Annotated in this window: 18 protein-coding genes, 1 tRNA gene and 2 pseudogenes; 10 read left to right on the top strand and 11 right to left on the bottom strand. The window is 64.0% G+C overall.

Annotated features, from left to right (window positions below):
* Positions 1-278: 278 nt before the first annotated feature.
* The 4 genes from ABIB90_RS24650 to ABIB90_RS24635 all read left to right on the top strand — a co-directional run bounded on the left by ABIB90_RS24650 (position 279) and on the right by ABIB90_RS24635 (position 3,606).
* Positions 279-767, top strand: coding sequence for a tellurite resistance TerB family protein (locus ABIB90_RS24650; RefSeq protein ID WP_007598711.1), 489 nt, complete (start codon positions 279-281; stop codon positions 765-767).
* A 227-nt stretch (positions 768-994) separates the two neighbouring features.
* On the top strand, positions 995-1,774 hold the full coding sequence (locus tag ABIB90_RS24645; RefSeq protein ID WP_007598712.1) for an SDR family NAD(P)-dependent oxidoreductase: 780 nt from the start codon (positions 995-997) through the stop codon (positions 1,772-1,774).
* Positions 1,775-1,901: 127 nt separating this feature from the next.
* Complete coding sequence (locus ABIB90_RS24640) at positions 1,902-2,696, top strand: glutamine amidotransferase (protein ID WP_354201552.1); 795 nt, start codon at positions 1,902-1,904, stop codon at positions 2,694-2,696.
* Positions 2,697-2,793: 97 nt separating this feature from the next.
* Positions 2,794-3,606 carry an enoyl-CoA hydratase gene (locus ABIB90_RS24635; RefSeq protein WP_007598716.1) on the top strand — a complete coding sequence of 271 codons (813 nt, stop codon included), beginning with the start codon at positions 2,794-2,796 and terminating at the stop codon, positions 3,604-3,606.
* 119 nt (positions 3,607-3,725) lie between these two features.
* Here the strand turns inward: ABIB90_RS24635 and ABIB90_RS24630 are convergent.
* Positions 3,726-3,801: transfer RNA gene (locus ABIB90_RS24630), tRNA-Ala, on the bottom strand.
* A gap of 188 nt (positions 3,802-3,989) precedes the next feature.
* Between ABIB90_RS24630 and ABIB90_RS24625 the strand changes: the two genes are divergently transcribed.
* The 3 genes from ABIB90_RS24625 to folD are packed head-to-tail and all read left to right on the top strand — an operon-like array spanning position 3,990 to position 5,540.
* Positions 3,990-4,280 (top strand): YggT family protein, encoded by a 291-nt coding sequence (locus tag ABIB90_RS24625; RefSeq protein WP_007598721.1) that lies wholly within the window; start codon positions 3,990-3,992, stop codon positions 4,278-4,280.
* 20 nt (positions 4,281-4,300) lie between these two features.
* Positions 4,301-4,645, top strand: a complete 345-nt coding sequence (locus ABIB90_RS24620; protein ID WP_007598722.1) for a DUF167 domain-containing protein — start codon at positions 4,301-4,303, stop codon at positions 4,643-4,645.
* A gap of 10 nt (positions 4,646-4,655) precedes the next feature.
* Positions 4,656-5,540, top strand: coding sequence for a bifunctional methylenetetrahydrofolate dehydrogenase/methenyltetrahydrofolate cyclohydrolase FolD (folD, locus tag ABIB90_RS24615; RefSeq protein ID WP_354201551.1), 885 nt, complete (start codon positions 4,656-4,658; stop codon positions 5,538-5,540).
* Between the two features lie 105 nt (positions 5,541-5,645).
* On the opposite strand, the gene ppa is transcribed toward folD, so the two are convergent.
* Both ppa and ABIB90_RS24605 read right to left on the bottom strand, forming a co-directional pair.
* Positions 5,646-6,182 (bottom strand): inorganic diphosphatase, encoded by a 537-nt coding sequence (ppa, locus tag ABIB90_RS24610; protein WP_211394934.1) that lies wholly within the window; start codon positions 6,180-6,182, stop codon positions 5,646-5,648.
* Between the two features lie 177 nt (positions 6,183-6,359).
* On the bottom strand, positions 6,360-6,869 hold the full coding sequence (locus ABIB90_RS24605; RefSeq protein WP_007598725.1) for a GNAT family N-acetyltransferase: 510 nt from the start codon (positions 6,867-6,869) through the stop codon (positions 6,360-6,362).
* A 262-nt stretch (positions 6,870-7,131) separates the two neighbouring features.
* On the opposite strand from ABIB90_RS24605, the pseudogene ABIB90_RS24600 reads away from it, so the two are divergent.
* A pseudogene (locus tag ABIB90_RS24600) lies at positions 7,132-8,021 on the top strand (alpha/beta hydrolase family protein).
* Between the two features lie 31 nt (positions 8,022-8,052).
* Positions 8,053-8,460: a thiol-disulfide oxidoreductase DCC family protein gene (locus tag ABIB90_RS24595; protein ID WP_354201550.1), complete on the top strand. Its 408-nt coding sequence runs from the start codon at positions 8,053-8,055 to the stop codon at positions 8,458-8,460.
* Between the two features lie 91 nt (positions 8,461-8,551).
* Here ABIB90_RS24595 and ABIB90_RS24590 read toward each other — a convergent pair whose 3' ends face one another.
* From ABIB90_RS24590 to ABIB90_RS24565, 6 genes and pseudogenes are all read right to left on the bottom strand, one after another.
* Positions 8,552-9,799, bottom strand: coding sequence for a flavin monoamine oxidase family protein (locus ABIB90_RS24590; protein ID WP_354201549.1), 1,248 nt, complete (start codon positions 9,797-9,799; stop codon positions 8,552-8,554).
* Between the two features lie 200 nt (positions 9,800-9,999).
* Positions 10,000-11,826 (bottom strand): translational GTPase TypA, encoded by a 1,827-nt coding sequence (typA, locus tag ABIB90_RS24585; protein ID WP_007598731.1) that lies wholly within the window; start codon positions 11,824-11,826, stop codon positions 10,000-10,002.
* A 256-nt stretch (positions 11,827-12,082) separates the two neighbouring features.
* Positions 12,083-12,350, bottom strand: a pseudogene (locus ABIB90_RS24580) (hypothetical protein).
* Positions 12,347-13,777, bottom strand: coding sequence for a radical SAM protein (locus ABIB90_RS24575; RefSeq protein ID WP_007598734.1), 1,431 nt, complete (start codon positions 13,775-13,777; stop codon positions 12,347-12,349). Before ABIB90_RS24575 ends, ABIB90_RS24580 begins: the two are co-directional and overlap by 4 nt.
* Positions 13,758-14,474 carry a prolipoprotein diacylglyceryl transferase family protein gene (locus ABIB90_RS24570; RefSeq protein WP_354201560.1) on the bottom strand — a complete coding sequence of 239 codons (717 nt, stop codon included), beginning with the start codon at positions 14,472-14,474 and terminating at the stop codon, positions 13,758-13,760. Before ABIB90_RS24570 ends, ABIB90_RS24575 begins: the two co-directional genes overlap by 20 nt.
* 81 nt (positions 14,475-14,555) lie before the next feature.
* Positions 14,556-15,320 (bottom strand): Crp/Fnr family transcriptional regulator, encoded by a 765-nt coding sequence (locus ABIB90_RS24565; protein ID WP_007598738.1) that lies wholly within the window; start codon positions 15,318-15,320, stop codon positions 14,556-14,558.
* 156 nt (positions 15,321-15,476) lie between these two features.
* Here ABIB90_RS24565 and ABIB90_RS24560 point away from each other — a divergent pair, with 156 nt between their 5' ends.
* On the top strand, positions 15,477-15,878 hold the full coding sequence (locus tag ABIB90_RS24560; RefSeq protein ID WP_354201548.1) for a response regulator: 402 nt from the start codon (positions 15,477-15,479) through the stop codon (positions 15,876-15,878).
* Positions 15,879-15,888: 10 nt separating this feature from the next.
* On the opposite strand, the gene ABIB90_RS24555 is transcribed toward ABIB90_RS24560, so the two are convergent.
* Both ABIB90_RS24555 and ABIB90_RS24550 read right to left on the bottom strand, forming a co-directional pair.
* Positions 15,889-17,430, bottom strand: a complete 1,542-nt coding sequence (locus ABIB90_RS24555) for an alkaline phosphatase D family protein (protein WP_354201547.1) — start codon at positions 17,428-17,430, stop codon at positions 15,889-15,891.
* 104 nt (positions 17,431-17,534) lie between these two features.
* Entirely contained in the window at positions 17,535-18,980 is a 1,446-nt protein-coding gene (locus ABIB90_RS24550; RefSeq protein WP_354201546.1) for a TAXI family TRAP transporter solute-binding subunit, read from the bottom strand.
* Positions 18,981-19,035: the final 55 nt, after the last annotated feature.

Here is a 19,035-nt window from a genome sequence, read left to right as displayed (position 1 = left end):
CCAGGACCCATACCGCGGAATCTATCGATTGCGGATGGTCGGCGTACCGGACCACAACCAGTCTTCGCCAAACTACACCCTGGGGTAATGGGTCCTGGCCCTTCGCCAGGACGACGTCGGAGAGACGATTTAGCCGCCCTCCAGAAACCAACGCTCCCAGATTGCCGAAACGTAATGCGGCGCGCGGAACTGACGCACGTTGCGCCGGTTGGGTTTCCTGCTCATATAATGCTGGTAGCAGTCGCGCTCCGCGGCTTCATCGATTTCGGTAGGACCTTATGCTCGACGGCCTGCGCCAATTCATCGCCGACATTGTTGCTCCCCATGCCCAGGACCGCGCATTCGGTGACAGTGATTACCGGCTGGCGGCGACCGCGCTGCTCGTTCACGTGATCTCGCTGGACGGCCAGCCGACTGCTGCCGAGCAGCGCAAGTTGCACAGTTTGATCGAAAGCCACTTCGGGCTCGATCGCGGCACCGCGGATCGCCTGATCGCGGATGCGACGGAGGTCGAGGGCGAGGCGGTCGACCTCTATCACTTCACCAGCATCATGATGCGCTCGCTCGACGAAGAGGGCCGCAAGCGCGTCGTCCAGATGATGTGGGAGCTGGTCTACGCCGACGGCCAGGTTACCGAGTTCGAGGATAATGTGGTCTGGCGCGCTTCCGACCTGCTCGGGATTTCGCAACGCGACCGGATCGACCTGAAGCACGCGGTCGCAGATCGTGCCGGCGGCCAGGTCAAGGACGACGCGGTCGGTGGGTGATCCGTGCCAACACCGCCAATTGACGGTTGTGCAGGTCACATGACGAAACTTTAATGTAGCCTCGGGCTGTCCGGGTTCCGGATTTCTCCTGTAAATCCGTGGTTTGCCTGCTTCCCCCGTTTCCCGCTCAAGTGGCTATGCGGCGGCGCCGCTTGCCTGTCGCGCTCGGCCTATGCTCTCGTTCCAGCATTCCGGGGCCAAAAACTTCAATTCAAGAGATCTCGATCGTGACTGAGCGGGTAACGTTGATCACCGGTGCCTCGGCGGGCATCGGCACGGAGCTGGCGCGTGTGTTCGCCGCGAACGGACACCGTCTTGCGCTGACGGCGCGACGCGCGGACCGGCTCGAGGCGCTCGCGAACGAGCTCGCCGCCAACGGCGGCAAGAAGCCGATCGTGATCGCCTGCGATCTCCAGGACGCGGATGCCGGCGAGAAGATCGCCGCCGCACTCGCTGCCGAAGGCGTCGAGCTCGACAATCTCGTCAACAATGCCGGCTTTGGCGTATTCGGTGACGCAGTTGAGCGCGACCGCGTCGAGCAGGTCGGCATCGTGGACGTCAATGTCCGGGCTCTGACGGATCTGTCGCTGCGCTTTGCCGATCAGCTGATCAGGAACAAGGGCGGTCTTCTCAACGTCGGGTCGGTCGCCGGCTTTCTGCCCGGCCCCGGCATGGCCGTCTATTACGCGTCCAAGGCTTATGTCATTTCCTTCACCGAGGCCTTGCGGGCGGAGCTTGCACCGCGCGGCGTTCGCGTCACCGTCCTTTGCCCGGGCCCGGTGCCCACCGAATTCCAGGCCCGCGCCCGCGTTGGCTCCGGACATGATACGGCCCTTCTCAATGTTCCTGCCGCCGAGGTCGCACGGCAGGCCTATCGCGGCCTGATGGCCAACAAGCGGGCAGTGCTCCCCGGTCTGGGCATCAAGATCGTGCCATTCGCGCTGCGCTTCTTCCCGCGCGGCTTCATTCTGTCTGCCACCAGCTGGTTTCAGAGGCAAAGACACTAAAGCGAGCTCTCGGTCGGTCGTGGCCCGGAGCTTGCTTTCTATCGGGTGGGTGTGTGCGCAAACTCACACGAAATTAACGATCGCTTAGTTATGCTGGCGGTCTGAACCGATAGCACTCGCAGAGACCATGTCGTTCCGGACGAACAGGTTTGGTGGCGCAGAAGTGGTGCCCTTCCCCAGAAGGACGCCGGACGTCGCCGCCTCCGAAACCCGGTTGCCGGTTCTGATCATCCTGCATCAGGAATCCTCAACGCCTGGCCGCGTCGGTAATGCGCTGCGCGCGCTCGGCCATCGTCTCGACATCCGCCGTCCCCGGTTCGGCGATCCGCTGCCCGAGACCCTCGACCAGCATGCCGGCGCTGTGGTCTTCGGCGGTCCCATGAGCGCGAACGATCCCGACGACTACATCCGCCGCGAGATCGACTGGATCGAAATTCCGCTCCGCGAACAGCGGCCGTTCCTCGGCATCTGCCTCGGCGCGCAGATGCTGGCGAAGCAGTTGGGGGCCCGCGTCGCGCCGCATGCCGACGCGCTGACCCAGATCGGCTACTATCCGATTCGCCCGACAGCAGCGGGACACGGGCTCTGCCCGAATTGGCCGGCGCGGGTCTATCATTGGCATCGCGAAGGCTTCGAGTTGCCGGTTGGCGCTGAACTGCTTGCCGAAGGCGATGATTTTCCGGTGCAGGCATTCCGCACCGGCAACGCTTTCGGCGTGCAGTTCCATCCCGACGTGACCTACGCGATGATGCATCGCTGGACCACCCGGGGCTATGACGGTCTCAGCGCGCCCGGCGCGCGACAGCGGCATCATCATTTCGCGGACCGTGCGATCTACGATGCCGCGGAACGCGGTTGGCTCGATCATTTCGTCGACGGCTGGCTGACGCGCCGGCCGTTGCTGGCGCAGGCGGCCGAGTGATCGCGCCTTAGCACAAGCTCTTCTCATCCCCTTGTATGGTAGGCTCGTTGCCAACGTGCGCGCGCGTAACTGCGCCGGCAAACAAAGGGAGAGCGCCATGGGCTACGAACACATTCTCTATGAGGTCAGCGACAAGGTCGCGACCATCACGCTCAACCGTCCCGACCGCATGAATGCGTGGACGCCCATCATGGAGCGCGACGTGCGCCATGCGATGGAAGCATCGAGCGCCGATGACAACGTCCGCGTCATCGTCATCACCGGCGCGGGCCGCGCTTTCTGCGCCGGTGCCGACATGGACGCGCTGAAGGGGCTCGACCCCGATGATGTCAGGCGCGCGTCGAACCTGCCGCCCTTCGACATGAACCGGCGGCCCGACTGGCAGACGCGCTATGGCTTCTACCCGTCGATCGGAAAGCCTGTCATCGCCATGCTCAACGGCGCAACCGCCGGCATCGGCCTCGTCCACGCGCTCTATTGCGACCTGCGCTTTGCCGCCGACAACACCGTGTTCACCACCGCCTTCGCGCGGCGCGGCCTGATCGCCGAGCACGGCATCAGCTGGATGCTGCCGCGAATCGTCGGCCACGCCAATGCGATGGATCTGTTGCTCTCGGCACGCCGTGTTTCGAGTGACGAGGCGCTGCGGATCGGGCTGGTGAACCGGCTCTGCTCGCCCGAGAAGCTGCGCGAGGAGACTTACGCCTATGCGCGCGACCTCGCCGATTTCGTCTCGCCGAGCGCGATGGCCGTGATCAAGCGGCAGCTCTACGAGGTGCCGTTCCAGACGCTGGCGGAGGCGACGATCGAAGCCAATCGGGACATGATGGTAGCGCTGAACGGCAGCGATTTCCGGGAGGGAGTCGCGAGCTTCATGGAGAAGCGGCCGCCGAGGTTTACGGGGAAGTAGGAGGGATTCGTCGGCAGTCCGTCTTCGCCCTGCGGGCTACGCCGCGGCAGCCTTCGCTCGTTTCGCTACGAGGGACTGTCCGGGCTTGCCGAGCCGTAGCTCGCGAAGCGAGCGAAGGCTGGTGGAGCCAGGCGGGATCGAACCGCCGACCTCGTCATTGCGAACGACGCGCTCTCCCAGCTGAGCTATGGCCCCTTTTGTAGGCCGCTCTGGTCAATGCGGCCGACAACCGGGCGCCATTTAAGTCCCCGCCAAGGTCAAGTCAAGGACGGCTGTAACCCGGTTTTAGCCATCCCGGCACCGACTTCCCTTGTTTGGACCGGGGGGAACCGATATCTAGCAAAAGACGTCAATCCCGACCGAAGCCAGAGTTTTTAAAAGCCATGCGTGCCGTTCTCGACATCGTCATCATCGTGCTCGACCTCTACGTCTGGCTGCTGATCGCGTCCGCGATCCTGTCCTGGCTGATCGCCTTCAACGTCGTGAACACCCGCAACCAGTTCGTGTCGGCAGTGGCGGAGTTCCTGTACCGGATCACGGAGCCGGTCCTGGCGCCGATTCGCAATTTCCTGCCCAGCCTCGGCGGCCTCGACATCTCGCCGATCATCCTGATCCTGCTCATCATGTTCATCGAGCGGGTGATCCTGTATTACATCTACCCGAACGTGATCTAAGCAGGCTGGAGCGCCCTGGGTTGCCAAAGAACCTTGTCATCAAGGAACCTTGGCGTTACGGGGCCGCAGGTATCAGCATCGCGCTGCGGGTGACGCCGCGCGGCGGCCGCGACGATATCGACGGGATCGAGCAGCTCTCCGATGGCCGCAGCGTGCTCAAGGTGCGTGTGCGCGCTATCGCGGATGGCGGCGAGGCCAATAAGGCCGTTCTGGTGCTGCTGGCGAAATCGCTGGGCGTGCCGAAGGCCAGCGTCAAACTCCTGTCGGGAGCGACCTCGCGGCTGAAGCAGATCGCGGTCGACGGCGATCCGGCGCGGCTCGGCGAAGCGCTGCGCCTGCTCGCATCAGCCAAATCGACGGACTGAGGGAACTGACATGACCGCCAAGATCATCGACGGAAAAGTCATCGCCGCGGAACTTCGCGCCCGCGTCGCCGACGAGGTCGCACGCGTCAAGCGCGAGCACAATCTGGTACCGGGCCTTGCGGTCGTTCTGGTCGGAAGCGACCCGGCCAGCGAGGTCTATGTGCGCTCGAAACACACCCAGACCCAGGCCGCCGGTATGGCCTCGTTCGAGCACAAGCTGCCGGCCGACGTCTCGCAAGCAGATCTCCTGGCGCTCGTCGCAAAACTTAACCGCGATCCCGCCGTGCACGGTATTCTGGTGCAATTGCCGCTGCCCAAGGGCCTCAACACCGAGGCCGTCGTCAATGCCATTGATCCCGCTAAGGATGTCGATGGGCTGCATCCGAACAACGCCGGCCGCCTCGCCGGCGGCTTCGAGGCGCTGTCGCCCTGCACGCCGCTCGGCTGCATCATTTTGACCAAGAGCGTGCATGCCTCGCTCGAAGGCATGAACGCCATCGTCATCGGCCGCTCCAACCTCGTCGGCCGCCCGCTGGTGCAGCTGTTGCTGAACGAGAACGCCACGGTGACCATCGCGCATTCGCGCTCGCGTGACCTGCCCGGGCTCGTGAGGCGCGCAGACCTCGTCTACGCCGCGGTCGGAAAGTCCGAGATGGTGCGCGGCGACTGGCTGAAGCCGGGGGCGACCGTGATCGACGTCGGCATCAACCGGATCCCGAAGGACGACGGCAAAACGCGTCTCGTTGGCGATGTTGCCTATCAGGAAGCGCTCGCCGTGGCTGGCGCCATCACGCCGGTGCCGGGCGGCGTCGGTCAGATGACGGTCGCGTGCCTGCTCGTGAACACCTTGCGCGCGGCCTGCGCGATCGCAGGGCTGCCGAAGTCGGCGGTGTAGGTTTTCTTCACCTCGCCCCGCTTGCGGGGAGAGGTCGATTACGAAGCGATCCCTCTCCCCGTAAGAACGGGGCGAGGGAGCACACCATCGCTCGACGCGGTAGCTTTACCCGTTCTTCTTCTTCTCGCGATCGATGCCTTCGAGGATCAGCTTGTGCGCATCCTCTGGGCCGCCCCAGCGCAGGATCTTCACCCACTTGCCGGGTTCGAGATCCTTGTAGTGTTCGAAGAAGTGCTGGATCTGCTGGAGCGTGATATCCGGCAGGTCGGAATACGACTTCACCTTGTCATAGCGCTGGGTGAGCTTGGACGAGGGCACCGCCAAAATCTTCTCGTCGCCGCCGGCCTCATCTTCCATGAACAGCACGCCGACCGGACGCACGCTCATGACCGCGCCGGGGATGATGGCGCGGGTGTTGATGATGAGGACGTCGCAGGGATCGCCGTCATCGGACAGCGTGTGCGGGATGAAGCCGTAGTTACCGGGGTAACGCATCGGGGTGTAGAGGAAACGATCGACCACCAGCGTGCCGGCTTCCTTGTCCATCTCGTATTTGATCGGTTCGCCGCCCACGGGGACTTCGATGATGACGTTGACGTCGTGGGGTACGTTTTTCCCGATCGAGACCGCATCGATACGCATTCAAGGCTCCGTTGTTGCCAAGGTTAAATCGCACCCGGCAGCGATTTTGGCGCTGTCATACGCGGGCTTGGCCCGCTGATCCATCGCGTTTTTGTGAAATAATGAATCCAGCGATCACCGGCTCAAACGGCAACGGTATCGACGGAAGGGAAACGCTGCCGAGCGGACTTCAGCAGCTCAATTGGTCCAAGCGAAGGCAACCTTGTCGAGCGACTTCGGCCCGAAACGCTCCGAGGAGCGCGCCACCATGCGGCCGCCCAGGGCACGGTAGAACTCGGTGGCCGGATCGTTGTCCGAGAGCGCCCACACCACCATGCTCTTCAGGCCGCTCTGCATCAGGTCGCGGCGGGCCGCGGTGAATAGGCGGCGACCAAAGCCCAGGCCCTGGAATTCGGGACGCAGATAGAGCTCGTAGACCTCGCCGTCGAAATGCAGGCTGCGGGCGCGGTTGCGGCCGTAATTGGCGTAGCCTGCGATCTTGTCGCCGAACACCAGCACGCTGACGCGGCTGCCCTTGCGGATCGCACTGTCCCACCATTGCGGACCGCGGCGGTTGATCAGCTTCTCCAGTTCGGCGCCGGGAATGATGCCCTGATAGGCGGAGCGCCAGGCTTCGTCATGGGTGGACGCCACCGCAGTTGCATCTGCGGCTTTGGCCGGCCGGACCTCGATCAGGGTTGTGCTCATGGACGTGATCAAACCAAGTCGCCGCGCCGGCGGCAAGACCTATCGTTAATTATCGGTTAACGTGTGGACTTTCTGCATCAGTATTTGAACCATGTTGTACCGAAAAAAGACAAGACGCCGATTCGAATGGCACCGGGGTGCTCTGCGCCGGTGCAAAACCGCTTTGCGGCAACGAATGGACGGCAATGGCAACGCAGAAAGTCTGCCGATATTGATTCGTTCCTACTAGTGTGACCGTCGCAGTTCTCGCCTCCGGCAATTCATGCGGCTCCTCAATATCCTCGTGCTTCTGCCTTTGTTGGCCTTGCTGACTGCGTCGCCTGTGTGCGCTCAGGTCACTTTTGGTTCGTCCGGAGCGGAGGGCGATCCGTTTCGCCGGCAGCAATGGCGCGTGCCATCGCCGGATACCGACATCGCCGCTCATGCCCTGCTGTTTCGCCCGCCGGGTGCCGGCCCGTTCCGGCTTGCGGTGATCGCGCACGCATCGACGCAAAATGCCTTGCGACGCGCGCAAATGCCCCAGCCGGAATACCGCGCACTCACGGCATTCCTCATCGCGCGCGGCTTCGCCGTGCTGGTGCCGGAACGGCTCGGCCATGGCGTACAGGCGGCCGCTATGTCGAGGACCAGGGTGGCTGCGACGAGGCGGACTATGTGCGCTCGGGCCGTTTAACGGCCGACGAAATCGCGCTCGCGCTGGAGGATTTGCGAAAGCAGGATTTCATCCGCAAGGACGCCGCGATCGTGATCGGCCATTCCGCCGGTGGCTGGGGCGCTCTGGCGCTCGCGAATGCCGATCCGAAGACGACCTCCGCCATCATCGTCCTTGCGCCGGGCCGCGGTGGCCATGCCAATGACGAGCCGAACCGGATCTGCGCGCCGCATACGCTTCTCGCGGCGGCGGCGGAATTCGGCAAGGCCGCGCGCATCCCCGTCACGTGGCTCGTTGCCGCCAATGACAGCTACTTTGCACCGTCATTTTCGCTTGCGTTGGTCGACGCGTTTCGGCGCAGCGGCGGCAAGGTCGAGTTCCGTGCGCTGCCGGGCGTGGGCAGCGAAGGGCACTGGATGATCGAGAGCGAGGCCGGCGTCAAATCCGCGAGTGCCGAACTCGATCGCGCTCTGAAGCCGGCGGCTGGCAAAAAGCCATGACGCTGCATTTCCTGATATTGGATAATCGCTGATGCCCAAATGGCCTGACGATGACGTCATCCTGTTCGATGGGGTCTGCATTTTCTGCTCGCGCTGGGTCCGCTTCGTCGCCAAACGTGACACGGCGAAGCGATTTCGCTTCACGCCGATCCAGTCTGACTATGGCGCCCGGCTCGCGCGCACGTTCGGCATCGATCCCGCTGATCCCGACACCAACGCCGTGGTTCACGGCGGCGAGGTGTTCATGAAGTCGGACGCCGCGCTGACGGTGCTGTCGCAGCTCCCCGGCTGGGGTTGGGTGCGCGCGTTGTTCGCCGTGCCGAAAGCGTTGCGCGACCCGGTCTACAGCCTCATTGCGCGCAACCGCTACCGCATCTTTGGCAAGTACGACGCGTGCTTCGTGCCTGATGCCGATTTGCGAGCACGGGTGATTGAGTAATTCGTCATCGCGAGCGTAGCGAAGCAATCCAGACTCCGGCTGCGGAAAGATTCTGATTGCTTCGCCGCGCTCGCAATGACAGCGTGTGTGGCTACGGTTTGCCCAGGACCCCCAGCGCTTCCTGTGCCGCCCGTTCGCCGCTGTCCCTTGCCCCGTGCGCCGTCGAGAAAAAATTCGGCGACGTCGCTTCTCCTGCAAAGAACAGCCGCCCATCCACAGGTGCCGCCAGCACGGCGCGGTCACCGGCGTGGCCCGGCAGCGCGTGCGAGTAGGAGCCTCTCGCGAAGGGGTCGTGGGCCCAGCGCGACTCGTAGAGCGGCTTCAGCTTTCGCCTGATATCGTTGCCGAGAAGGCCTGCGATCTCGTCGATGCCCTGCGCGGCAATCGCGCCTTCGCCGGCGTCTTCCAGTCCGCGTGCAAAGCTGCCGCCGAAAAAGCCTTCGATGCAGGGCTGGCCGAATGGGCGGATATGATAGGTGCCCATGTCGGTGCGCATTGTGGCGCCGCGCAAATTGCCTTCCTTCGGGAAGGCCTCGGCATCGTCGAGCGCAAGCGTCACCTTGTCGTCGACACCGAGCGGCAGGCCGGCTGCGGCGTCGACCTTGGCGCGCAAGGCAGGGAAGAAGCGGATGGCTTCGTCGGCGATCAGATTGGTCGGCACGGTGACGATCACCTTGCCCGCGATCAGCGTGCCCCGGGAGGTTTCGACGCGGATGCGTTGGCCGGAATGATCGATCACCGTGACGTTGCAGTTCAGCGCCACCGGGCAGGGCGCGCCATAGGCCGCGATCAGAGCACCATAGCCGCGGCGGACCCGCCAGTTGAGGTCGCTGTCCTCATAGGCGTCCCAGTCCAGTGTGGACATGTCCTTCAGTTCGCAGCCGTTGATATAAGTCGAGATCGCGTCGATCATGGGATTCCAGCGATTGCCAGGCTCCAGGCTCAGGCTGGCCGGCTCGTCCTTGCCTTTCTGCGCGGCCTGCCAGAGCCGCTCGTAGAATGCGTCCATCGCGCGCATGAACTCGTCGCGCTGGCTCTGCGGAAACGCGTTGCCATAGGCGCGCTCGCGCCAGGGCGGCAGGTCCTTGTTGACCTCGAAACCGAGCTGTTTCGCAATCGCGACAAAGGAGTTGTTGTCCGCCGAATGCAGCCAGCCGCAGCCGACGTCGAAGGTGACTTCGGGCGAGGCCTGCACCGTCCAGGCCCGCCCGCCGAGCCGGTCGCGCGCCTCCAGCACGATTGTCGAGAGGCCGGATCCTGCCAGCGCATGCGCCGCGCCGAGGCCGGCGGCGCCCGCACCGATGATCGCGACGTCAACGGAGGAGGGAAGGGAGCTCATGGGCGGGCTCTAGCACGTTCGCAAAGAGTGCTGAAGCCGGGCGGACACACAGCTCACGTGTCCCGGACGCGGTGCGGCGTGTAACGCCGCTCCGCAGAGCCGGGACCCAAGGTGATGTGGAGGTTGTGAGAGTAACTGGGCCCCGGCTCAGCAGCGCATCACTGCGTGCTGCGCTGCGTCCGGGGCACGAGGGCGGTAGCTTAAGCCACCGCTTCCTTGGATTTTTCCGCGCGCTTGCGCTCGTTCGGGTCGAGGTGCCGCTTACGCAGGCGGATCGACTTCGGCGTGATCTCGACCAACTCGTCGTCCTCGATATAGGCCAGCGCCTTTTCCAGGGTCATGCGGATCGGCGGGGTCAGGCGCACCGCTTCATCCTTCGACGTGGTTCGGATGTTGGTGAGCTGCTTGCCCTTGAGCACGTTGATCTCGAGGTCGTTGTCGCGGGTATGCTCGCCGACGATCATGCCCTTGTAGACCTTCCAGCCCGGCTCGATCATCATCGGGCCGCGATCTTCCAGCTTGAACATGGCGTAAGCCACCGCTTCGCCCTGGTCGTTGGAGATCAGCACGCCATTGCGGCGGCCCTGGATCTCGCCCTTGTACGGCGCGTAGCCATGGAACAAACGGTTCATGATCGCGGTGCCGCGGGTATCGGTGAGCAGTTCGCCCTGGTAGCCGATCAGGCCGCGCGTCGGCGCGTAGAACACCAGCCGCAGGCGGTTGCCGCCGGACGGCTTCATCTCGATCAGCTCGGACTTGCGCTCGCTCATCTTCTGCACGACGACGCCGGAATGCTCTTCATCGACGTCGATGACGACTTCCTCGATCGGCTCCAGCGTGGCGCCGGTGGCCTCGTCTTTCTGCAGCACGACGCGCGGACGCGACACCGAAAGCTCGAAGCCCTCGCGGCGCATGGTCTCGATCAGGATCGCGAGCTGCAATTCACCGCGGCCCGAGACTTCCATCGCGTCCTTGTCCGAGGCTTCGACGACCCGCAGCGCGACGTTTCCTTCGGACTCGCGCAGCAGGCGGTCGCGGATCATGCGGCTGGTCACCTTGTCGCCTTCGGTGCCCGCGAGCGGCGAGTTGTTGACGATGAAGGACATCGAGACGGTCGGCGGATCGATCGGCTGCGCCACCAGCGGGGTGTCGACCGACGGATCGCAGAAGGTATCGGCGACTGTGCCCTTGGTCAGGCCGGCGATCGCGACGATGTCGCCTGCCTCGGCTTCGTCGAGAGGAGTGCGCTCAATGCCGCGGAAGGCGAGGATCTTGGTGATGCGGCCGGTCTCGATGGTCTTGCCGTCGGCGCCCAGCACCTTCACGGCCTGGTTCGGCTTGATCGAGCCTGAGGAGATACGGCCGGTGATGATGCGGCCGAGATAGGGGTTGGCCTCCAGAATGGTGCCGATCATGCGGAACGGGCCTTCCTCGACGGTCGGCGGCGCGACATGACGCACGATCAGGTCGAACAGCGGCTGCATGCCGGCTTCGTGCGACCCGTCCGGGCTCTCGGCCATCCAGCCTTGCTTGGCCGACCCGTAGAGGATCGGGAAGTCGAGCTGCTCCTCGCTGGCGTCGAGCGCCGCGAACAGATCGAACACCTCGTTGATGACTTCGGTCGCCCGCGCGTCGGGACGGTCAACCTTGTTGATCACGACGATCGGCTTCAAACCGACCTTGAGCGCCTTGGAGACCACGAATTTGGTCTGCGGCAGCGGGCCCTCGGCGGCGTCGACCAGCACCAGCGCGCCGTCCACCATGTTGAGAATGCGCTCGACCTCGCCGCCGAAATCGGCGTGGCCGGGGGTGTCGACGATGTTGATGCGGGTGTCCTTCCACTGCACCGAGGCCGCCTTGGCCAGGATGGTGATGCCGCGCTCGCGCTCCAGATCGTTGGAGTCCATGGCGCGCTCGGTCACCTTCTGGTTCTCGCGATAGGTGCCGGATTGCTGGAGGAGGCGGTCGACCAGAGTCGTCTTGCCGTGGTCGACGTGGGCGATGATGGCGATGTTGCGAAGGTTCATGAGTGAGCTTCTTTGCGGTCGGACAATGGGTTAAGCGCGATCTCGCCGGTCAGACCGGGACCTCTTCTCGAAACAACGCTTGAAGACTGGAAACGGGGCGCTTTCCGCCCAAAAGGGAAAGCCCGGCATATCGACCGGGCACCCTACGCGTTGCGGCGCAATATAGGCAAAAACGGCCAAAAAACAATGTGTTCTTTGGCCGTTGGTTGATTGAATTTTGTCCGGGGATTCCCGGGGGTTAGGCGAAAAGCCGCCCTCAGCCGCGCCGGCCCTTGATGGCGGCCCAGATCAGGGCCGACCCCGCCCAGCCCCACGACCAGGCCCAGGAACACCAGGGGCGCGACGTCGGAATCGATCCGGCCTCTGTCGGATATGGAGATTCCGCCGAACAGGAGTGCACAGGCGCCGGGCAGCAGCAGGATGATCCCGAAGATCGCCATGAGCGCGGTCAGGCAGCCGCTGCGCTTGTTCGGCGGGGCAGGAGGCGGTCCCGGAGGGGCTGGCGGCGTGTCGCTGATGCTCATGCCTGCAGGACTCCTTCGGTTGACTGCGCCGCCAGTTCGGCGCGGATGCCGTCGATCTTTCCGTTCCGGTAGAACAGATTGTAGGTGTCGAACGGAATGATCGCGCCGCTCTCGGTGACGAAATGGATGCAGCTGCGCTTGACGTTGCCGACGCAGAAATTGAAGCGGTCGAGAAACTGCACGATGGTGACGCGGAATACGTTCTCGTACGTGATGCCCTGCGGTACCTCGAAGCTCGGCAGGCAGCACAACAATTCGCAGACGCGCTCGCTGGTGTTCAGCGGCCCCGAGGACAGCGAAAACAGATCGATGAATTTCTCCCTCAGCGCCGGATGCTTCTCCGGGCTTATCGTATTGGGCAACAATGCGACGAGTTGCTCCTGCGGGATCAGCGAGGTCAGCGGCAGCACTTTGTCGCCGTTGCGCAGGCCGTACCCGATCGAGATGCTTTCGGGGTTGCAGGGCAGCGGGATCATGTCCTTGTCGCCGAACACGCCGGTTTCGACCACGCGCTTGCGGATCTCCGACAGCATGATGCGGTCGGTGTTCTTGTCGAAATTCTCGTTGCGGCCGGCATCCTGCACCGGCTGCAGCGTGACGCCGCGAACGCACTTCCAGGTCAGCGCGTGGCGAACGATGTCGCCGATCTCGGCATCGTTGACGCCGCGCTTGATGGTCGCCACCAGCGTGGTCGATACGCCGTAATGCTCGAGATTCTCCAGCGCCTGCTGACGGATCTTGCGCAAATCCGCGCCGCGCAGATTGATCAGCGCGTCGCGTTCAAGCGAGTCGAACTGGAGATAGACCTCAAGCCCTCGCTTGTTCTCGGCGAGCCGCGCCACGAAATCTTTTTCGCGGGCGATACGCAGGCCGTTGGTGTTGATCATGACATGGCGGATCGGGCGGGCGCGCACCGCATCGAGGATCGCGAAGAAGTCCGGATGCAGCGTCGGCTCGCCACCGGAGATCTGCACCAAATCAGGCTCGCCCTCGCTCGCGACCAGCGCGTCGAGCATTCGCTCGATCTTGGCCAGCGGCGTGAAGCTGGTCCGCGCCGGCGAGGAATCGGCAAAGCACACCGGGCAGGTCAGATTGCAATGCTCGGTGATCTCGATCAGGGCCAGGCAGGAATGCTGCTCGTGGTCGGGGCACAGGCCGCAATCATAGGGGCAGCCGAATTCGGTATGCCGTTGAAAGGCGAGCGGCCGGTCGCCGGGCTTGATGAAATCCTTGCACAGGCGCCAATAGGCTGCGTCCGTCGAGACCAGCGTGGACTGGACGCCATGCTCCTTGCAGCGCTTCTCGTACCAGACCTCGTTGTCGAGGATCTGGATCTTGGCCGGCACCAGCTTCAGGCAGGTCTCGCAGAGAGATTGAGTCTGGCCCCAGAAGATATAGGGGCGCGACTTACGCAACGGCGCGTTCATGCATGGGTCTCGCTTTGGGCGCCGTCGCCAGCATGACGACAGCGTAGAGCAGGATGGACAGCGACAGCACGTGAAACAGCGTGAAGGGGCCGATCAGCGTGCCGTAGGGCTTGAGGAATTCCCACAGGAAGCGCTGTGCGCCATAGTAGACGAGGACGAGGTAGAAACCATTGGTGATCACAAACGCGCTCCGGTTCAAGACCGCCACCACGTAGAGCAGCGCGAATACGCCCATCGCGGCGCTTTCGTACAGCTGCACGGGATGCCGAAGGATGCCGTCGCCGAAATCATGGCCCCAGGGCCATGCCGCCGGCGTGCCGTAGGTGAAATCCTCAAGGCCCGCGAAATAGCAGCCGAGCCGGCCGATCGCGATGCCGAGGGCCAGCGGCAGCGCAAAACGGGCGCCGGTTCGCACCGTGATCCCTGCGGACCATTTGTAGAGCTCGATCGCCGCGATGCCCCCGGCGAGCGCGCCCTCGACCGAGCGCGCAATGCCGCTCTGGCCCGACAGCCACAGATTGGCGGAGCCGAACAGATAGGCGCCGAGGCCCGCACCGAACACCAAAGCGGCGAGGTAGGACCGCTCGAAGGATTGCGCCGGAAACAGCAAGCCCTGTCGCGACAGCCAGTACAGCGCCACGGCCGCAGCCAGCCATGCTGCGATGTCGAAGAGAGTGTGAAGGAAAGCCCCGCTCATGCGGGGGGACATTAGCCCAGGTTCCCGCCCGGCGGGATAGTGCGGCCGCTTCTTATCCCCGAAGAGGAGCGAGGCAGGTGGCTAGCCGGCTTGCCGCTCTTCGGTCGGATAGACCCCGCGCAGCACCTCTTCGAAGTGCAACTTCACGGCCTCGTTGCACATGCAGGCGCGCAGGCGCAGGCCCTCGCGGTTGCGGACCAGGATCGATCCGCGTCGCGTGTCGAGCACGCCTTCCGCCTTGAACGACTGAAGCACCCGGCTGGCATAGCTGCGGCCGACGCCGAGCAGTGTCGCGAGCTGCTCGTGGGTCAGAGGCACACTGCTCTCGTCGCCGGTCCGCTCCATCGCCGCCAGCATCCATTTGGCGGTGCGCTGCTCGATCGAGTGAATGGCGTTGCAGGCGGTGGACTGGAAGATCTGCGCCAGCATGCAGTCGGCGTAGCGAGCGAAGACATGGCGCAACGAGGGCGAGCGCTGCTTGGCGGCCTCCAGCTTGCCGACGTGAATGCGCGCAAACGGCCCGCCGAATTTCACGCAGATCCGGGTGTAGGCCGGTAAAAATCCTTCGCTGACGATGCCGCCCACCGCGCCTTCGCGGCCGACCAGGATGGTCTCGACGTCGCGGCCGTCCTCATTGGGAACGAGGAAGGTCGCAAGCGATGGTCCGCAGGGAAAGTGGACGACCTGGACGTCATCGCCGGGGTTGTAGAGCAATTCATTCGCCGCGGCGCTTTCGAGCATGACATGTGGCGCAAGCAGGGCGAAGTCGGCCGGGCTCAAGCGCCGCAGCAGATTGTTGGTCGGCCGGCTGTCGATCTCGGTGGCGTTGCTGGTCCGCGCGTCCATCTCAAACTCCCATCCGCCTCCACCTTAGCGAGTTCCGTCGAGGTCCTGTGTGCACAAGTGGACAGACCTAATAACTGTAATGTGGTGGGTTTCGTTCCGGGAACCCTCCGCGCTGGGTGCAGGCGTCGTGACCGGTATCCCAGTCAGAGAAACCTCATGCTCCAAGTTACGATGATGGCACCCGCCGTTTCCGATAGTTCAAATTGTCCTGCCGATGTTCTCATCGTCGAGGACGATCCGATCATCGCGATCGACTTCGAGGATCGCCTGCTCGGATTTGGCGTGAAGAGCGTGCGCACGGTAGGTTCAGTGGCGCAGGCGCTGGCCGCGATCGCGGCGCGCGTCCCCGGATTCGCCTTGCTCGACGTCGGATTGAGTCGCGAGAACAGCTTTGCGGTGGCCGAACGGCTCGCGGCGCTGAAAATTCCGTTCGTCTTCGTTACCGGCTACGGCGCTGACGCGCGCATCCCGCCGGAATTCGCCAGCCAGCCGCGTCTGCAGAAGCCGTGTTCGAGCGAAGCGCTGGAGGCGGCGCTCCAGGTCCGCGCGGCGGACTAGCGATACGGCGTCAGGCCTGCTTCGGATCGAGCGTGGTCGACCACAGCGCGACGTCGGCGCGGTCGCGCAAGGTCACCGTCATCTGGCCGGAAGCGCCGTCGATCTTGACGTGTCCGAAGAACTGCATCCCGGCGGACGGCGGCAGGTTCTGGTTGTCTTTCCCCGGCGCCTTGACGAAACGCACCTCCGGCCCAAACGTATTGTCGAGCGCGTTCGGACCGAATGTGCCCGCGTGAAGCGGGCCCGACACGAACTCCCAGAACGGCTCGAAATCCTGGAATTGCGCCTTATTCGGATCGTAATAATGCGCGGCGGCGTAATGCACGTCCGCCGTCAGCCACACGGTGTTGCTGACCGGCGCCATCTTGATGAAGCGCAGGATGTCGGCGATCTCGAACTCGCGGCCGCGCACCGGGCCGTCGCCCTGCGCAATGGCTTCCGATCCACCCTTCGGCGTGTCCGACACGACGAGGCTGAGCGGCATGTCGGAGGCGATCACTTTCCAGGTCGCGCGCGAATTCAACAGGCCGCGCTTGAGCCAGGCGGTCTGGTCCGGGCCGAGGAAATAGCTGGCCGGGTCGTAAGCGGTTTCGAGGTTGGGGCCATTCGGGCCGCGATAGCTACGCTCGTCGAGCACGAACACGTCGAGATGGGGACCATAGGAGATCTGCCGATAGACCCGGCCGGGCTCGACGATGCTTTCGCGCATCGGATACATCTCGTGGAAGGCACGGCCTGCGCGGGCCGCAAGCAGCGCGATGTCGCGCTCCTTGTAGGTCGCGGGCAGCTCCTTCGACAGCGACCAGTTGTTGGTCACCTCATGGTCGTCCCACTGCACGAAGATCGGCACTTCGGCATTGAAGGCGCGAAGATTGTCGTCGGTGAAATTGTATTTGTGCGCGGCGCGGTACTCGTCCAGCGTCTCGGCGACCTTGGCCTTCTCGGGAATCGTGACGTTCTTCCAAATCTTGCCGTCGGCGAGCTTCACCTCGGACTGGATAGGGCCGTCGGCATAGATGGTGTCACCGGAGTGCAGGAAGAAATCCGGACGGTGCTTGCGCATCGCCGAGAAGGTGAACATGCCGCCGTCGTCGGGGTTGATGCCCCAGCCTTGTCCTGCGACGTCGCCGCCCCAGACGAAGCTGACGTCACGGCGGTCGGCGGGCGCGGTGCGGAAGCGGCCGGTCACCGGCTCGCCCTCCACCGCGGTGTGCGAAAGATCGCGGAAGCGGACGCGATAGAAAATGTCCTGTCCGCCCGGCAGGTTTTCGATCAGCATCTTTGCGGTGAAGTCGCTCTCGGGCAGCGCCGCGATCGGCGGCAGTGCGCGGGCATCCCTGAACGACTCCGTCGTCGCCACGTCGACCAGCATCTGTGCGGGCCGGTCGGTACGCGCCCAGACCACCCCGCCGTCGACGGTGACGTCGCCCGACTGCACGCCATGGGTCACCGCCGGCCGGTCGGCCGCGCGAGAGAGATGGGGCATTGCGACCGCGCCGAGCGCGCCGGCACCGGTCGTCAGGAAACGTCGGCGGGAGAATTTGATGTTCATGGGATGGTCTCGATATCGCGTGAGGCGGCCGTCCAGGGCGGTCGCCACGGTGAGCCCGACGCTATATTGAGACAATGTGACGCAGCGATAACGGGTGCAAGCGCTTACGCGTTGCCGGCGGCCCGGAATTGCGCGCCGGCGCGCTGCAGGTTCTGCGGCAGGCTGAACAGCACCGCCTTGCGGTCGGCAACCGCCGCATGGAACTGGTCGAGCGCGATGTTGAAGGCGGTGAGCGCACCTTCCTCGATCGCGCCGTGGTCGTAGCAGCGCAGAGTGTCGCGCAGGATCTCGTCGGCCTCGGTCTGCATCTGATCGAGATCTTCGTTCGTTTCGCTCTTTCGAGCGGCGGTGATCATGTCGAGCAGCCGCTCGCGCAGATGGCTGTTGTTGTCGCGCTCGTCCTTCTTCAGATAGCCTGCAAACCAGGCGCCGATCGAGCCCATGGCCGAGAGCGCCATCAGGGTCCACCAGATGTAATCGCTGTATCTGTCGAGGAAGGTCTTTTCCTCGCCGTCGACGAAAGCGGCGGCGCCGGGATGCACGGGGATCACCGCATCCTTGTCGGTGTCGGGCGTTTCGATCTTCGCCGCCAGCGGGAATTCCGTCACCAATTGCTGGCGTACCGAGAAAAGCTGGCGCGTGAACGCCGCGATAGTGGTTTCGGACACAGTTTTGCGCGCCACGATGTGGTGCGAGAAGCTGATGGTCTTGACCTCGTCCTCGGGGCGATCGGGCGAGCCGCCGTAAGTGCCCGCGGGAATTTCGGCCGCTTCATAGACCGGATGATTTTGCGCGATCGCATCCGCGGAATCGATCGCGAGAAAGGTTGGCGTGCCGAAATCCTTGGTGGAGGCGGCGATCGCCTCGGACGTGATCTTGCTGTTGACGGGACCGGCCGCGAGATAGGCATCAGCCCTCTGGGCCTTGATCGCCTCGACGGCTTCGCTTGCCGGGTATTGCACGATCTCGACCTTGGCGGGATCGACGCCGTATTGCTGCAGGATCACCTTGAGCAAATTGACGTTGGCCTGGGTGCGGCCGACCACGCCGACCCGATGTCCGGCGAGCTGCGCGATCTTGGTGATCTTCGGACCCTTCTTCTTGCCCTTGCCGGACACGGACCACAGCACCACGACGTTCTTGCGCAGGGTCGCAACCGCTTGCGCGTTCTTCGGTACGTCGACGTCGCCGCGCACGATGGCGAGGTCGGCCTTGCCTTCCGCGAGCAGATTGGCGCTGGCGGTGGCGCCGTCGGTCTGGATCGGGCGCAGCCGCACAGAACTCTTGTGCTGCGCGAAGGCCTGGGTCAGTGCCTGCACGACCTTGACGTCATCGCTATTGGCGGGGCCGACCGCGATCTTCAGCGTCACCGGCCGCATGGCAAAATAGTAGCCGCCGGCGAGCGCGCCAACGATCGCGAGCACCAGCGCGAGAGTCACGAGCGCCGTCTTCCGCGCCGATGATCGCGGCGAGGGCGGGGTGGGCGCTTCGGCCAGGTCCAATCCCCCGGTCATCGATCTCCCGAACAGTCGCTTGAGGCTCAGTTTCATCTTGGCCGGCGATTTACGCCCGCAAGTGTAGCAAATTTCTTGTCCGGCAGGGTTA

Source organism: Bradyrhizobium sp. JR4.1, assembly GCF_040548605.1.
Taxonomy (GTDB): domain Bacteria; phylum Pseudomonadota; class Alphaproteobacteria; order Rhizobiales; family Xanthobacteraceae; genus Bradyrhizobium; species Bradyrhizobium canariense.
Note: the sequence above shows the minus strand (reverse complement) of the source record. Positions and strands in the feature narration are given on the sequence as shown.

Bases quoted from the DNA above. Each gene is read 5' to 3' on its own strand.
- ABIB90_RS24650 (WP_007598711.1), top strand. From the start codon at position 279: ATGCTCGACGGCCTGCGCCAATTCATCGCCGACATTGTTGCTCCCCAT.
- ABIB90_RS24640 (WP_354201552.1), top strand. From the start codon at position 1,902: ATGTCGTTCCGGACGAACAGGTTTGGTGGCGCAGAAGTGGTGCCCTTC.
- ABIB90_RS24635 (WP_007598716.1), top strand. From the start codon at position 2,794: ATGGGCTACGAACACATTCTCTATGAGGTCAGCGACAAGGTCGCGACC.
- ABIB90_RS24625 (WP_007598721.1), top strand. From the start codon at position 3,990: ATGCGTGCCGTTCTCGACATCGTCATCATCGTGCTCGACCTCTACGTC.
- folD (WP_354201551.1), top strand. From the start codon at position 4,656: ATGACCGCCAAGATCATCGACGGAAAAGTCATCGCCGCGGAACTTCGC.
- ppa (WP_211394934.1), bottom strand. From the start codon at position 6,182: ATGCGTATCGATGCGGTCTCGATCGGGAAAAACGTACCCCACGACGTC.
- ABIB90_RS24605 (WP_007598725.1), bottom strand. From the start codon at position 6,869: ATGAGCACAACCCTGATCGAGGTCCGGCCGGCCAAAGCCGCAGATGCA.
- ABIB90_RS24595 (WP_354201550.1), top strand. From the start codon at position 8,053: ATGCCCAAATGGCCTGACGATGACGTCATCCTGTTCGATGGGGTCTGC.
- ABIB90_RS24590 (WP_354201549.1), bottom strand. From the start codon at position 9,799: ATGAGCTCCCTTCCCTCCTCCGTTGACGTCGCGATCATCGGTGCGGGC.
- typA (WP_007598731.1), bottom strand. From the start codon at position 11,826: ATGAACCTTCGCAACATCGCCATCATCGCCCACGTCGACCACGGCAAG.
- ABIB90_RS24575 (WP_007598734.1), bottom strand. From the start codon at position 13,777: ATGAACGCGCCGTTGCGTAAGTCGCGCCCCTATATCTTCTGGGGCCAG.
- ABIB90_RS24570 (WP_354201560.1), bottom strand. From the start codon at position 14,474: ATGAGCGGGGCTTTCCTTCACACTCTCTTCGACATCGCAGCATGGCTG.
- ABIB90_RS24565 (WP_007598738.1), bottom strand. From the start codon at position 15,320: ATGGACGCGCGGACCAGCAACGCCACCGAGATCGACAGCCGGCCGACC.
- ABIB90_RS24560 (WP_354201548.1), top strand. From the start codon at position 15,477: ATGCTCCAAGTTACGATGATGGCACCCGCCGTTTCCGATAGTTCAAAT.
- ABIB90_RS24555 (WP_354201547.1), bottom strand. From the start codon at position 17,430: ATGAACATCAAATTCTCCCGCCGACGTTTCCTGACGACCGGTGCCGGC.
- ABIB90_RS24550 (WP_354201546.1), bottom strand. From the start codon at position 18,980: ATGAAACTGAGCCTCAAGCGACTGTTCGGGAGATCGATGACCGGGGGA.